This window comes from Hymenobacter radiodurans, assembly GCF_004355185.1.
Lineage (GTDB): Bacteria > Bacteroidota > Bacteroidia > Cytophagales > Hymenobacteraceae > Hymenobacter > Hymenobacter radiodurans.
Genome location: NZ_CP037922.1, coordinates 840,599 through 854,837, shown reverse-complemented (window position 1 = coordinate 854,837; position 14,239 = coordinate 840,599). Strand labels below are relative to the sequence as shown.

At 56.0% G+C, this 14,239-nt stretch carries 10 protein-coding genes and 1 tRNA gene; 4 read left to right on the top strand and 7 right to left on the bottom strand.

Features of this window, described 5'->3' with window-relative positions; genetic code table 11:
• Positions 1-51: 51 nt before the first annotated feature.
• From EPD59_RS04875 to EPD59_RS04865, 3 genes are all read right to left on the bottom strand, one after another.
• Positions 52-1,839 carry a TonB-dependent receptor plug domain-containing protein gene (locus EPD59_RS04875; RefSeq protein ID WP_133271805.1) on the bottom strand — a complete coding sequence of 596 codons (1,788 nt, stop codon included), beginning with the start codon at positions 1,837-1,839 and terminating at the stop codon, positions 52-54.
• 50 nt (positions 1,840-1,889) lie between these two features.
• Positions 1,890-2,873 carry a TonB-dependent receptor gene (locus EPD59_RS04870; protein WP_133271804.1) on the bottom strand — a complete coding sequence of 328 codons (984 nt, stop codon included), beginning with the start codon at positions 2,871-2,873 and terminating at the stop codon, positions 1,890-1,892.
• Between the two features lie 359 nt (positions 2,874-3,232).
• Positions 3,233-4,372: a cystathionine gamma-synthase gene (locus tag EPD59_RS04865; protein ID WP_133271803.1), complete on the bottom strand. Its 1,140-nt coding sequence runs from the start codon at positions 4,370-4,372 to the stop codon at positions 3,233-3,235.
• A gap of 219 nt (positions 4,373-4,591) precedes the next feature.
• Between EPD59_RS04865 and EPD59_RS04860 the strand changes: the two genes are divergently transcribed.
• The 4 genes from EPD59_RS04860 to EPD59_RS04845 all read left to right on the top strand — a co-directional run bounded on the left by EPD59_RS04860 (position 4,592) and on the right by EPD59_RS04845 (position 7,293).
• Complete coding sequence (locus tag EPD59_RS04860; protein ID WP_240731624.1) at positions 4,592-5,311, top strand: TVP38/TMEM64 family protein; 720 nt, start codon at positions 4,592-4,594, stop codon at positions 5,309-5,311.
• Between the two features lie 115 nt (positions 5,312-5,426).
• Positions 5,427-5,500, top strand: a tRNA-Arg gene (locus tag EPD59_RS04855).
• A 282-nt stretch (positions 5,501-5,782) separates the two neighbouring features.
• Complete coding sequence (locus tag EPD59_RS04850) at positions 5,783-6,799, top strand: NAD(P)/FAD-dependent oxidoreductase (RefSeq protein WP_133271801.1); 1,017 nt, start codon at positions 5,783-5,785, stop codon at positions 6,797-6,799.
• Between the two features lie 164 nt (positions 6,800-6,963).
• The gene (locus EPD59_RS04845; protein WP_084446342.1) at positions 6,964-7,293 is read left to right on the top strand and encodes a 2Fe-2S iron-sulfur cluster-binding protein; all 330 of its coding nucleotides are present in this window, start codon (positions 6,964-6,966) and stop codon (positions 7,291-7,293) included.
• A 138-nt stretch (positions 7,294-7,431) separates the two neighbouring features.
• Here the strand turns inward: EPD59_RS04845 and EPD59_RS04840 are convergent, their stop codons facing one another.
• From EPD59_RS04840 to EPD59_RS04825, 4 genes are all read right to left on the bottom strand, one after another.
• Positions 7,432-7,848 carry a hypothetical protein gene (locus EPD59_RS04840; RefSeq protein ID WP_133271800.1) on the bottom strand — a complete coding sequence of 139 codons (417 nt, stop codon included), beginning with the start codon at positions 7,846-7,848 and terminating at the stop codon, positions 7,432-7,434.
• A gap of 150 nt (positions 7,849-7,998) precedes the next feature.
• Positions 7,999-9,849, bottom strand: a complete 1,851-nt coding sequence (locus EPD59_RS04835) for an alpha-2-macroglobulin family protein (protein WP_133271799.1) — start codon at positions 9,847-9,849, stop codon at positions 7,999-8,001.
• The gene (locus EPD59_RS04830; protein WP_133271798.1) at positions 9,825-11,855 is read right to left on the bottom strand and encodes an alpha-2-macroglobulin family protein; all 2,031 of its coding nucleotides are present in this window, start codon (positions 11,853-11,855) and stop codon (positions 9,825-9,827) included. The genes EPD59_RS04835 and EPD59_RS04830 overlap by 25 nt, the downstream gene beginning before the upstream one ends.
• 5 nt (positions 11,856-11,860) lie before the next feature.
• Entirely contained in the window at positions 11,861-14,182 is a 2,322-nt protein-coding gene (locus tag EPD59_RS04825) for an MG2 domain-containing protein (RefSeq protein WP_165963476.1), read from the bottom strand.
• Positions 14,183-14,239 lie beyond the last annotated feature (57 nt).

Sequence of the window (14,239 nt, the reverse complement as noted above, 5' to 3'; positions counted from 1 at the left end):
CCCAGAATGTTTCTGGGGGCTTTTTTATGTGCTGAGTATGCGCGGCAATGCCTATTTAGTAGGTAGGGTCACGTTGAGGCGTACAAAATAGTAACCACCGTTGAAGCCAAATTGGCCAGCGTTGTACACGAAGCGGTTGCGGTTCGTATTGTCAAGGCCGGAGTTGAAGCTAGTGGCTGGGTCAACTGAGAAGTTGTTGGGGTTGTTGCGCGGGTGAAGGCGGAACTTGTCGGGGTACACGTCAAACAAGTTATTTGCGCCTAGTGAGATACCAACTTGCGGAAGGATTTGGGCCGTTAACGTCAGGTCCGTAATCCACTTGGCCGAGAAGGTCTGATCGACGAGTTCAGCGCGAGCAGGGTCAGCGTCGGCAAATTTTATCTCGCCAAAGCGCACCACCCGAGCCTCGATTCCGAAGATGCCATAGCCATAGTTCGCGGATAGGTTAATCTTGCTTTGAGGTTGGCCCGACTCGAGGCGAGTCCGCTGCTGCCGATCGAAGAGCGTGTTTTGCAGGTTGGTCGTGCCAGTCGTTTGGTCGTTGTTGATGGTAGAAGACGAGCTGTTGAAGCTGCGCACTTTTGTCTCCGTGAAGTTGGCTGCTATTGTAATGCCCAAGCGGCTTTTCTCGCCCAAGGTCAGGCGCTCGTTGGCCACGATGTCGATGCCCCGTGTACGCGTATCAATGGCATTCGCAAAAAACTGCACTCGGCTTACCGCCTGCGTACCCAAAATGGTGTTTACAATAGGGTTGGCGCGTACAAACTGCGACGACAACACAATCCGGTCGTCAATGTCAATCTGATAAGCGTCTACGGTCAGGGTAATGGTTCGCGCCACGCGCGCAGTCACGCCCAAGCTATAATTCACCGATTTCTCCTGCTTCAACCCCTCTACCCCAAATCCTTTTTGGTTAGGGTCCTCGAAGCTGTTGCGCACGATAGGATCGTCATTGTTTACGGTCAGAACTTGGTTAGGCAGACCACTCACAAACTGTGTACTGGTATTCGTGAAGTAGCGCTGCTGGAGCGAAGGTGCCCGGAAACCATTGCCAAACGAGCCGCGCAGCGCCAAACCATCGAGGAAGCTGTAGCGCGCGGCTACCTGGCCACTTACGTTGGAGCCAAAGTCGCTGTAGTTTTCGGCTCGGCCAGCGAGACGTACCAACAGATCCTCGGTAATGTCGCTTTCTAAATCGACGTAGCCCGCCACATTGCTTCTTGACTCATCTACTTCATCATCTGGCTGATATCCTGGGAATACCTGCGACCCTGAGGCTGTAGGCGTGGTGCCAATCAGGCGGCCACCGTTAATATAGGAGTTTGGCTCACCCGCACTGATTTCGAATTGATCAACCCGAAACTCACCACCAAAAGCCACGTTCAGCGTCGCCAACGGGCCTATTCCATTGAATTTGCGCGAGAAACCTAAGTTGGTAGTGTTCTGGCTAAAGTTAAGCTTACCGGCATAAAACTCCGTTGGATTACGGATGCCCGGGCCTTGGGGCAGCGAAGCGTTTACGGTGTTCGAGATATCGAATTGGAGCTCATTGCGGCCGTACGTGTTGCTTAAGTCAGCAGAAAAGCCCCCCACGGTAGCCCGCAGCCCTACAATAGCCGATTGGTCGTTGATAGTAGTGTTGATGAAGGGCAGGAAGCCATCGGGGAAGATGGTCAAGTCACTCTGGGTAAGCTGATTGGGCAAACGATAGAAACCGGCTGCCTTACCCGTGCGGTGCGTAACACCGCCAGCCACGTAGGCTTCTACGGTTCCTCCAAGACGATAGGCCGCGTTTACGAAGCCGCCATAGTTGCGCGACTCGGAGTTGCCTACGCGCATGTTTTTGCGGTTGAAACCTCGCTCCGCAACAATGGCATCGTCCTGCGCTTTCAGGTCACGCCGCTCCTGCTCTGTATCGGCCGCCGTTCCACCAGGGTAGTTGCCGCCATTGCCCCCAAGTACATAAGTGGAGCAGTATCTTCGAAGGTGCGGTTGGTGTAGCCTCGGTTTAAAAACTGTCCGCTGACATCCAAAAAGCCGCGGCCGCCCAAGCCAATACCTACGTTGGCGTCGGCCTGAAATACTTCGCCGTCGCTTTCATAGTGCTGGCCGCCGGTCACACTAGCTGCCACACCAGTAGTATCATCTTTCAGCTGAATGTTGATAACACCAGCAATTGCGTCGGATCCGTACTGGGCTGCTGCGCCCTCACGTAGCACCTCCACGCGCTTGATAGAAGCCAAAGGAATCACATTTAAATCGGTACCAACCGAGCCGCGACCCACGGTACCGTTGATATTCACCAGGGCTGAGTTATGACGACGCTTACCATTTACCAACACCAGAACCTGATCGGGGCCGAGGCCGCGCAAGCTGGCCGGATCCACGTGGTCGGTACCGTCGGAAATGGCTTGGCGCGACGACTGAAACGAAGGTGCCGCATAAGTAAGAACTTGGGAAATATCTGTTTGGGCAAAAGCCTTAATCTCTCGGGCCGAAATCACATCCACGGGGGCCGTTGTCAGGATATTAGATCGGCCCTCCGTAGCGCGCGAACCAGTTACTACCACTTCATTGAGGTCGGTGGTAGCGTCTTGCAAGCGCACATCAATACTAGTGCGGCCGCTCACATTGATTTGCTGTGTAGCCGAGCCAATAGCCGAAAAAGTTAACACGGCATCTGAAGGCACTTGAATGCTATAGCGGCCATCATTGTCAGTACTAGTGCCATTATTAGTGCCTTTTTGCAGCACCGTGACGCCCGGCTGAGCTGAGCCGTTTCCACCGAGCACGCGACCCGTCACTGTGGTATTTTGAGCCCATGCTGGCGCCCATGCTAGCACGAACACCAGAAAGAGTAGTAATTTTTTCATACAAGAAAGAGGGGTTTGGAAAGAATGGGGCAGAGTAAGCTAACAGCCACAACGGTGGCATATCCCGCAGTCAGATAAACGGCTAAAACCCGCTTACACTGCGTACCTGGTATCCGAAAAGAAATGAGAAATCGTCAGCTTAATAGTAAAATCAGCAACAACAACCCTGACCGATAGTCACGGTCGGTAAGGTGTAAGTTGATGGTGATAAAAGAGGCATTGCTTCGAAAACGAAAATGCTTAAGTAGCTGAATTTTATCTCTAGTATAAATGATTTATTTCTAATATATAACCCCTCGATTTTTTTAACAAAAAAAGCCCGGCTCTGCAGCCGGGCTTTTGCTTTGGTTTCGCTACCGTTAGCCTATGGCCTGGCGCAAGTCTTCGATCAGGTCCTCAATATCCTCAATACCTACGCTGAGGCGGATAAGCGAGTCAGAGAGCCCAGCTTTGCGACGCTCCTCGGCTGGAATGCTGGCGTGAGTCATGGTGGCTGGGTGGCCGCAGAGGCTTTCTACGCCACCAAGGCTCTCGGCAAGGGCAAACAGTTCCAGCTTTTCGAGCACGGCAATGGCGTCTTCCTTGCGGTCGCCCTGAAGCACGAAGCTGATCATACCACCGAAGTCATTCATCTGCTTGACCGCGATATCGTGGTTAGGATGATCAGTAAAACCGGGCCAGTACACTTTCTCCACTTTGGGGTGCGCTTTCAAAAACTCCGCGACGGCGCGACCATTTTCGCAGTGGCGTTGCATGCGGATATGCAACGTTTTAATGCCGCGCAGCAACAGGAAGCAATCCTGAGGACCGGGCGTGCCACCGCAGGCATTTTGCAGGAAGCGCAGGCGCTCATGCAATTCGTCGTCCTTCACGATGATTGCCCCCATTACCACATCAGAGTGGCCGCCCATATATTTGGTTAGCGAGTGCATTACCATATCGGCCCCCAGGTCGAGAGGAGTTTGCAAATAGGGCGTGGCGAAGGTATTATCCACTACCAGCAGAGCACCGGCTTCTTTGGCTACGGCAGCGGCGGCGGCAATATCAATCACGTTGAGCAGCGGGTTGGTGGGCGTTTCTACCCAAATCAGCTTGGTGCGCTCAGTTACCTTCTCGCGCACGGCGCTCATGTCGTGCATGGGCACGAAGTGAAATTTAATACCCAGGGGGGCAAATACCTTGGTAAAAATGCGGTAGCTGCCACCATACAGGTCGTTAGTAGAGATTACCTCGTCGCCGGGCTGAAGCAGCTTGACAATAGCGTCGGTGGCAGCCATGCCGGAGGCGAACGCCAAGCCGTGCTTACCGTTTTCGAGAGCGGCCAGCGAGTCCTGAAGCTGGGTGCGGGTGGGGTTGTGCGTGCGGGAGTACTCATAGCCGCGGTGGTCGCCGGGCGAGCGCTGCACATAGGTTGAAGTCTGGTAGATAGGCGTCATGATGGCCCCTGTCTCAGGATCAGGATGCACGCCGGCGTGGATGGTCTTGGTTCCGAATTTCATAGAAAAAGCGAAGCGAAAAGTATAGTATACGGGGTGGGACAAGCGGGCTCAAAGGTAAAACGGCCTGCGCGATTATTTTTTGGCAAGCTGCCGCTCCCCAGAATAGCTTCTACTACTATGTACTTCTTTCGGCTTGGGTCAGCGCGTAGCCTTTACCGTAGAGTTTACGTTCTACCTTCGGGCCGGCTGCGCACAGTCGGCCCGATTTGTTTATTGCCTATGTCTGTACTCAAAGAGCTTTTCCAAAAAAACGCGTCTACGCTGGTTTCCATGTTTTTGCTGGTGGCCTTGCCGGTGTTGGGTAGCTCTTCGCTCACTTTCCTGCTCTACCGCAATCAGGCGCTATTGCAGCAGCTCACGCCCGCCCAGACTGCGCTTTATTTCGTGGTCATTGCCTTTACGATGGCCTTTGCCTTCACGCCTACCACGTTTGTGGCGCTGGTCACGGGGTTCTATTTTGGCTGGGCTGGGTTGCCAGGCATGGTGGTGGCGTACGCGCTGGCCGCGCTGGTCGGCTATCAGATAGCCAGTTCATTGGACCACGGCCGTATGCTCAGCTTTCTGCGTCACTTTCCTAAAGCCGATGCGGTAATGCGGGAGTTGAAAACTGAAAGCTGGCAGCTCATCGTGCTTACCCGCATCTCGCCGGTGCTGCCGTTTGCCCTTATGACGTTCGTGCTGGCCGTGATGCGCATCGACCGGCGCAAGTTTCTGCTGGCCTCGGTGGTGGGCATGCTACCGCGCAGCCTGTTTTTCTATTGGCTGGGTACGAAGGCGCAGGATGTCATCAGCCTCGTTAGCGACCCCGACACGGGTACGGCAGGTAAGCTGCTGGTAATTGGACTGATTATCGTATCGGTTTTTGGGCTTTACTACCTCTTCAACCGCGCCTTAAAACGGGCCTTGAACCGCAACCCCGAAAAAACCGTTGAAAAATAAAATCTGACTCTCAGCCGTTTGCGCGTTTTCTGGCAAAATTTTACGCTAAAAATGCCCCCCGGCTTGGACGTCTGAAATTTTAGCGATTATCTTTGCGCTCCCCAAGCGGGATAATGGTTGTGTAGCTCAACTGGATAGAGCACCTGACTACGAATCAGGAGGTTTAAGGTTCGACTCCTTACACGACCACGAAAAAGCCCCCAGCATCATGCTGGGGGGCTTTTTTATTTAGTTCGTTTCTGGTCGACAAGGGTATCAGGGTCTTATGCTTGGACAAGCGAATAACATGGCCTAGCACATTTTGCCCTCCAATACCAAAAACGCGGCTGCCTGAACTTATCTTTGCACCCGCAAAGCCTAAACTTGGTAGCCGCGTATCATTCGTGAAGGCGGGCCCAACGATTCCGGGGCTTTGTTTGTTATTCAGGCGGCTCAAGGCCGTTTGTTTGTTTTTCGCTGATTCTTGATTGCATGCTGAATACTATTTCGACCGATATCTGTATTATCGGAGCTGGCCCGGTGGGGCTGTTTGCGGTGTTTGAGGCTGGGTTGTTGAAGTTGCGCTGCCATGTGGTAGACGCGCTGCCCGCCGTGGGAGGTCAACTGACCGAGATTTATCCGAAGAAGCCCATTTACGACATTCCCGGTTTTCCCGAGGTATTGGCTGGTGACTTGGTGCGCAACCTGATGCGTCAGATTGAGCCCTTTCACCCCACTTTCACCCTCGGTGAGCGGGTCGAGCGTTTCGCGAAGCTCGAAGATGGTTCGTTTCAGCTTTTCACTACCGATGGCACGGAGATTTTGTGCAAAGCCGTAGCTATCGCTGGTGGCCTGGGTTCGTTTGAGCCTCGCAAGCCGGCCATCGACGAGTTGGAGCGCTTTGAGCAGGGCCGCGGTGTATATTATATGGTGCGTGACCCCGAAACTTTCCGCGACAAGCGCATTGTGATTGCCGGCGGTGGCGACTCGGCGCTCGACTGGACTATTTTCCTGGCTGATATTGCCAAAGAAGTAACGCTGGTGCATCGCGGCACCACCTTCCGCGGCGCGGCCGATTCGGCGGAGAAGGTGAAGAACCTGCACGAAGCTGGTCGTGCCCGCTTGGTGCTGTCATCTAACGTGACCCACGTCCACGGCATTGACAACCTGGAGGCCGTGACTATCACCGCCAACGACGGCACTACTGAAAGCTTGCCCGTTGATGCCTTTATTCCGCTGTTTGGTCTCACGCCGAAGCTTGGCCCCATTGGCGAGTGGAACTTAGGCTTGGATAATGACGCGGTGCAGGTAGATACGCTGGACTACTCGACCTCCGTGCCGGGCGTGTACGCCATCGGTGACATCAACACATATCCGGGCAAGTTGAAACTGATTCTGTGCGGTTTTCACGAGGCTGCCCTCATGGCCCAGGGCGCTTACAAATACATGTTTCCGGATAAGAAGTATGTATTGAAGTACACGACTGTGAACGGCGTACCGACGATGTAAGTAGCAATCATTGTCATCCTGAGGCACGAAGGACCTTCTCGCATATGAACAAATCGTTCTTCGGTGAGAAGGTCCTTCGTGCCTCAGGATGACAATGATTTTTGCGTAGCACCAATTTTAATTGATAATATTGATACGACTACTGACGACCAACTAATAACTAAATGACTGACGCTACCGAAGTTCGAGTATACGTGGAGGAGGCCCCCGGCCAGCGGCGCGAAATAGAGGCCCCTACCGACATGAGCCTTAGCTTGATGGAGGTACTTAAGGCCAGCGGCTACGATATTCAGGCTACCTGCGGCGGTATGGCTCTGTGCGCCACCTGTCATGTAGAAGTGCTAGCCGGTCCGGCCCTCGACGAGCCCGGCGACGAAGAGATGTATATGCTCGAAACGCTGCCCGTACTCAGCCCCGGCAGCCGTCTTTCCTGCCAAATCCGCATTACGCCCCGCCTCGATGGGCTGGTAGTGCGGCTGATGCCCATTATCTAAATAAAGCGTTATAGCCTACAGACCTTTCGTCAATTCACAATCACAAAAAAGCCCCCAGAATAGATCTGGGGGCTTTTTTGTGATTGTGAATTGTGCAAACCTATCGGGTTGCTTAGTCGGGATGAGGCAGCTGCCTCCCTACCGACGCCGCCGAAACTTTTTATGACTAATAGGTGATTTCTGCTTGACGGCGGGAGCCTCTTTAGGCTGAGCAACAGGCAAGGCGGCTTGAGACTCCGCGACGGTTGGCTGGGGGGCTTTTTTGGCTTCTTCAGCGGCGTTGGCTTCGGCGGCTTCTAGGCCACGGGCGGTGATTTCAGCAGAAGCTTGCTTGGCTTCTTGCAGGGTCAGGGCTGCTTGTTTGCGGCGCACTGGCATCAGCAAATCGCGCTCGACGCGCTCCCTGGCCGAGAGCTTTTCCTCACCGGGCAAAGCTGGTGTAACGGGTACGGTAAAATGACCGGAAGAGCTTGAAATTTGGGTTGTTTTCTTGCCTTGGGCAAGCACCGGTGCGCTGCATAAAAGCAGCCCGGCAAGCACATATAGTTGACGCATCAGCATAGCTTAAAAAGGGCTAAGAGGACGCAAAAGTAAGACCTGAATGGTGCCCAGACAAGACTGCATAGGCTTTAACTCACTGCAAACGGCCTTTCAGTGCTGTCTAGCCCGATTTTAGGGAATAAAAAATTCGGGCTACTAAAGAGCTTAGTTAGACCCAATCTGTAGTCGTTGGCCGGCCGAATGGCTCGTAAACTCAGGGGCGTAAAGGCACTGAATCTGACTCAGACCACCCGAGAAATTACCGCTTTGAGCTGCCCGCAGTCGGTACTCAAATGTGTGCGTTCCCTTCGGTAACTGGCCCATAAAAAAGTTGGTAGCGGCATCACGCGGACTCTCATAATAGCCCAGCCCTCCCTGATACCGGTAGCCCGATACCTGGCTGATTAGCTCCAGTCCGGCGGCGCGTTGGTCTTTCAGATGCACGTACTCTAGGGTGCGGTCGGTGCGGAGGGTCAGGCGCACTACCAGCACCTCCCCTACTCGTAATAGCGTACCGGCCGTGAGCGGTTCGAGCACTGGGCCAGCGGCCGTGCGCCGCTCCCTAAACAACTGACGCTCCAGCTGTAATGGGGTGGCGGCAGGCGTTATTTTATCCAGTTGCTCGAAGTATTGCCAGTAAAGCGCCCCCCAGGCTACGCCTGCATCGGTCTTTTTTACGGTCACCTTCCCTTGGGTCGGCTTGATGCTGGCGCTTGGGAATGTGGTTTTGAAATAGCCGGTGCCAGCCTGCTGGGTGGTGGGCTGCACTGGCGCGCCGCCTACTGTTACCTGAATGGGCTGGGCAGGTTGCAGCCAGTCGGAGCCGCGCAGGAGCAGGGCGTAGCAGGCATCGGCGGTGGCGCGGGTACTTTCCCAGTTCTGGGTTTGCTTTTGTTTGAGTAGCCACAGCTTCATTTCATCCACCGATTTCTGGTCATTCTGTACTTCGTCGTAGGCTTCAATTAATGTTGCCTGGGTTTCGGTGGGCGCCTCACGCCAGTAATAGCCGCCGCGTACTTCCTTCCAATACATTCCCAGCTCCGGCGAGTGCAGGGCGTTTTCGGTGAGGGCCTGCAAAATGTTGCGCACGGCGGTGGGGGCCGTTTTGTCGCGGTGCAGGGCCAGTGCCGTCTGGGCTTGCAGGTAGCGGGTTTGGGCGGGCCAATAGGTGGCGGCTTGCTGATGGTAGTAATTGTAGGCTGGCTGCGCTGACTTCGCTACAGCTTCATTGGGCCAGAAGCTACGGCCATATAAAGCCTGAATGTGCAGGTCAGTCAGGTGGTTTTGCTTGAGGTCAACTTTTGGCTGCTTGCGCAGGGCATCGTAGTCGCGCTGTAGCTGCTCGTCGAGGTAAGCAAGGGCTTTGCGCAAAATTTGCCCCCCAGTCTCGTTTTTGGTGGCATCGAAAGCTCCGAGCTTATTCAGCTTGCCGAACCCGGTCACGATGAGCTGGGTGATGTAGCGGTCGTCGGGCATCTTCTCAAACCAAGGAAACGCGCCGTTGGGTTGCTGCATTTGGGCCAGCTTGGCGAGAGCGCGGGTAGTTTCGGCTTGCAGGCGCGGCTCGTCGAACAGCTCCGTGAGGCGGCGCATGCGCTCCGTATCCGACTGGGCGTCGCGCACCCAAGGCGTTTCCTGCAGCAGCAGACTCTTCAGCTCTTGGTTTTGCTCCAGTTTGCTGGCCAGCGCTGCTTTGTCGCCGGCCTGGGCGGCACGCTTCCACTCGGCTAAGGTTGTTTTGAGGCGCGGGTTGCTTTGCAGAATTTTCGCTGCCAAAAGATTGGCGTACAGCCGACTGAAGATTTGCTCCGAGCACTCGTATGGGTACTCCATCAAATACGGCAGCGCCTGCACCGCGTACCACGCGGGGTTCTGGGTCATTTCCAGCGTGAGCGAATAATTGCGGCGCGTGGGCGAGGTAGTGCTGGTTAGCTTTTTCAACTCAAACTCCCGCGTAGTTGGCCCCACAATCGGCAGCGGCAGGCTTTCCGTCACGAGCAGGCGGTTGGGTAGCACAGGCAGCGTGTTTTCCTCCCCATCGGAGTAAACGGCGGCCTGGGGGCTTTTTTGGCTTTGCGTTTGGATTGCTTCGAAGCTGTTGTCTGGGCCACTACACGGTAGGTAATGGCCTCCAGCGGCACCCGCCCTTCGGCGGTTTCCGGAATGGCGAGGTTCCAGGCCAGGGCGTTGCTTTGGTTGGCCTTCAGGTCAAAGTTGAGGGTAGCCGCGCTTTTGAGAACGGTGCCTTCCAATGGCTGCTGGGTGCGAGTATCGAGTAGAAACAGCTGGGCCGTGCCTTGCATGGGCTGGTCGGTGAGGTTGCTGAGCTTGGCGGTGAGCCGTAGTTGATCACCTTCGCGGAAGAAGCGCGGGGCGTTGGGCGTTACTTGTAGCTGCTTTTGCGTCACTAGCTCCCGGCGCAGCAGGCCGCTGTGCAGTTGCTGGTCGTGGGCCAGAGCCAGCAGCTGCCAGCGCGTCACGGCTTCGGGCATCTGGAATTCCAGCACAGTTTCGCCCTGGGCATTGGTGCGTAGTTCGGGCAGCCAGAAGGCCGTTTCGCGGAAGTCTTTACGGGCTTGGATGGCCGAAAAGTCTACCTCGCGAGGCTTATCTCTAAGCACTTCTTCATCTGGAATTTCATCCATCATTTCTGCACTTCCATCCCTAGGCGGAGGCGGTGGAGCCATACGCATCTTTGCCATCTGTGGTGCTGCATTACCACTAGTCACCATCATTTCCTCGTCGCGCTTTATCACTGGCGGAGTAAATTTAGTAGTACTCGCCTTTCGCTCTACGTCATACTGCTCCACATCTTCTCCATCGAAACCCCACATATTGATATGCGGATAAGCAATGTCCCGCACATTAGGCCCTGCCACATTCTGATTCATCAGCTCAGTTGACTCTTTCGTTTCAAACTGGCCCTGCCACGCCAGCATAGCCGGCTGATAGGGCTTTGGAAACTCCAGCGCCCTAAATGAATGCGGACGGAAGGCATCCAGCGACTGGTCGTAGAGCGTGGCGAGCAGCTCCGCATCGGCGGGCTTCCCATTGGTTTGATGGATGGTAACGCGCCAGGTTTCGCGCTGGCCGGGTTGTAGCTTGTCACGGAAGGTGGCGATGCTGAGCACGAGCGGCATGGGCGGCGTGGCTATCTGCACCGGCGCCGTGTGCGTGTACAGGCGATTGTCGCGCACCTGCGTGGTATGCACGTAGAGCTGGGTTTCGCCGAGGCTAGCCGGCACCGGAATTTCTATGAGCCGCTGTTCGCCCGCCGTTAGCGTGAGCCATTCGCGGCGCAGGCTTTCGCCCTTAGCCTCCGCTTCCAGCAACACGCGTGCTCCCGCTTCCGAGCTGCCTATCAGGAAACGGGCCGGCTGGCCGGGCACTACGCTGTCCTGCAGCGAGATAAACCAATCAGGCGTAGGAATAGGCAGTGTTTTGGCCGAAGACGCATACAGGGTGAATCGTTGCTCCGTCTTGGCTGGCTGCCCCGTTGCGTTGGTTGCGGCTGTGGCTTCCAGCAGGTAGCGACCGGGCTGCTGCTGGCCCAGCGCGACATTGAGCGCAGGCAGGAGTGTCGATTTTTCGGTATCAAATGCCTGGGTTAGCACCAGCGTACGGGTCCAGGTGCTGTCGTTGTCTTCCTTGGCGTAAGCATCCAGCGGAAACAGGCGCTTAAACTCCTCCGGGCTCAGCGCTTCACGCTCGGGCCGCTCCCAGACCCGGGGGCGCAGGGCGCGGGCGGGTGGCGTGAGGCGGTAAAGGCTCAGCGTGCCGCGGGCGGGCTGGGCTTCGCCCGTGGCGTTGGTGCTGAACAGCCGAATGGGGGGCATTTTTTCGCGGTTCAGCAACTCGGGCAGTTCCAGGCGCAATGTCAGGGCTTCCTTCCCAATACTCACCTGCTCCTTGCCGGTGCGGGTTTCGCCGGCTGCGTCGGTTACGTCGGCGGTTATTTCAAACACGTAGCCGGGCTCCCAGGGGCCGCGCTTGCTTTGGCCAAGTTCCTCGCCTTTGGCCACAAATTTTACCAAAAAGCCCCCACCGAATCGGTTTGGGTTGTGCCACTCAAAATCTCCATCTCGGGCCGCCCGCCTCCAATGCCCCGGCCAAACATGGGCCACAGCGTACGGCGCGTGACGCGGTAGCTTACCGCGGCGCCATCTATCGGCTGGCCGGCGTAGGCAGTGGCTTTGCCGCGCATGGTTATCTCCTGGCCCAGCACTGGCGTGCCTTGCACCGGCTCAAACGTAACCTGAAACGTGGGCCGTTTGTAGTCTTCAACGGCAAAGCTGACGCTGCCATAGTCGGTTTGCAGGCTCATTTCGCCATTCAACAGGCCCGTGGGCAGCACGATGGAGCCGTGAAAAGAACCGAACGCGGACGTGGTGAAGGGCAGCGTTTGCACGGTTTGTCCATTCACGTCCTGTAGCCGCACCGATACAGCTTCCTTGGTTAGCAACCGCGATTTGCCGGCCAGGCTTTCGGTCACAATGCCTTTGAAGTACAGCGTTTGGCCGGGCCGATAGATCGCGCGGTCGGTGTACAGAAACGCCTGCCGCTCGGCCTGCTCTGGCTCGGGGTTGCGGCTGCGACGCGGGAAGTAATAGCCACCTTCCGTTACCAGCAATGAGTCGCGGCCTTTGGTAAGCAAAATGCCCCCCAGCTGGGTATTGTCCCCCGTTTTGAGTCCTAGCGCTATGCGAGTCAGCCCTTCGGCGGAGGTAGTAAGCGCGTCCCCGCGACGGCGCTTGTAGTCGCGGCTCGCTTGATCATAGTATTGAAAAAAAGGCACCACCTGCACCCCAGCCAGTGCTTGTCCGCTTTGACGGTGCAACACCAGCAGTTCCGCTCCTTCCTGGTCAGAGTCGCGACGACGCAGCTGGCCTAACTCGCTCACGCTCAACTCTGCGAACACGGTGGTAACTCCAGCGCGCTTTTGGGTAGGATTGTCGGCCGCCGTGCTTACCACGATAAGATAACGCCCCAGCGGCAGCGCTGGCCCGGCATTTTGTATCGAGTGGCTTTTGTAATCAGTGGGGCCAGGCAAGGCTAGTGTCCAGGCTCCTACTGGCGCACCATTCAAGGCGCGAGCGTGTATTTTTCGCCACTCCTGGTTTCGGAATAACTCAGGCTGCTCCTGCATACGACTGGCTAAAGCCGTGCTCATCCGGTACGCCTTCGCGTAGAGCTTGGGGGCGTTGCGCACGTCCAGCTTCAGCAGCCACGCCTGATTTGGCAGTAGCACCTCCTCTGTAGTAAAGGCTACTTCCACCGCCTCTATTTTACGCCGGAGCGCCAAGGCTTTTTGCCCCCCAAGTGACTTTGGAAAGCGTTTCTCGGCTTCCAGAGCTATTGCTCGGGCCTTGACTGGCTCACTTTCTTCAAGGCTTTCAGCCTGCTCGGCCAGAAACCGGGTGGATATGGGCAGGGCTTTAAACGATTCTGCGCTACGGGCTAGGGCGGCCTGGTATAGCTCGTCGTTGGTATTTAGCTCTGTATGCTCGTGCACGAAGCGCAGGCGTTCCAGCTCCACGTCGGCCAGGGCCGCTGGGTTGTTGGCTTGCAGACGAAAAGCCGTGAGCTGCTGCAATATTTGTAGGGCATGAAACTGTCCGTTCAGTGAATCGGCGGCCGGCGCACTCAGCTTTAAATTAGCAAACTCGGTGGCGGGGCCAAACAGCGTTTTATCCTGAAGCTCGAACTGCTGGGCGGGCGTTGTAATGTAGAATTCATCGTTTTCCAGGCCCGAAACGGCTCGGTGAGCCAGCAAATCATAGAGCGTGGGGCGCAGCGCTTGGCCTTCCGCATCGCCCAAACGTACGGCGTAGCCCAGCTCCTTTAGCGTCATTTGTTGCAGGCGCTGGGGCTCATCGGCCACGGAAGCGCGGTAGTGGCGCACCACGGCGCTGCCCAGGCGGGCGGCATCCCAGGTGCGAATATCAACTGAGTCGGGGCTGGCCTGGGTGGTACGGTCGTAGAGCTGGTAGCGGTGCTCGTCGTAGTACCGGGCGTAGAGTTGGGCCAGCAAACTATGCAGGATGGGCCTAGCGGGAAATTTGGCCGTTTTTAGATCAGCCTCCACCAAGGCAATAGCCTTTTCCTGCGCGTCTTCTTCCTTTTCTTCCAGCAGCCGCAGCTTATACAGTACGGCCCGCAGGTACTCCGGCGTATCCTGGCGCTGCCGGGCCTGGCGGTAAATCTCATCGACGAGCTTGGCCGCCGAGGCCGTTTGATCTTTGGCTAACAACGCGTCAATCTGGCGCCATTTTTTGGGGTCGGGCGCCGAGGTAGAAGTGGGGCTAATCATGACGAGTACCAGCAAAAATAATAAGCCAAAAAGACGCATAGGGATAGAGGAATAGAAAGCGGTGGGTAAGTTGGTAAAAACCTGATGCGCAAATCT

What these genes read in the sequence shown, in the direction of transcription:
- EPD59_RS04875 (WP_133271805.1), bottom strand. Translation starts at nt 1,839, where the DNA reads ATGCGCGTAGGCAACTCCGAGTCGCGCAACTATGGCGGCTTCGTAAAC.
- EPD59_RS04870 (WP_133271804.1), bottom strand. Translation starts at nt 2,873, where the DNA reads ATGAAAAAATTACTACTCTTTCTGGTGTTCGTGCTAGCATGGGCGCCA.
- EPD59_RS04865 (WP_133271803.1), bottom strand. Translation starts at nt 4,372, where the DNA reads ATGAAATTCGGAACCAAGACCATCCACGCCGGCGTGCATCCTGATCCT.
- EPD59_RS04860 (WP_240731624.1), top strand. Translation starts at nt 4,592, where the DNA reads ATGTCTGTACTCAAAGAGCTTTTCCAAAAAAACGCGTCTACGCTGGTT.
- EPD59_RS04850 (WP_133271801.1), top strand. Translation starts at nt 5,783, where the DNA reads ATGCTGAATACTATTTCGACCGATATCTGTATTATCGGAGCTGGCCCG.
- EPD59_RS04845 (WP_084446342.1), top strand. Translation starts at nt 6,964, where the DNA reads ATGACTGACGCTACCGAAGTTCGAGTATACGTGGAGGAGGCCCCCGGC.
- EPD59_RS04840 (WP_133271800.1), bottom strand. Translation starts at nt 7,848, where the DNA reads ATGCGTCAACTATATGTGCTTGCCGGGCTGCTTTTATGCAGCGCACCG.
- EPD59_RS04825 (WP_165963476.1), bottom strand. Translation starts at nt 14,182, where the DNA reads ATGCGTCTTTTTGGCTTATTATTTTTGCTGGTACTCGTCATGATTAGC.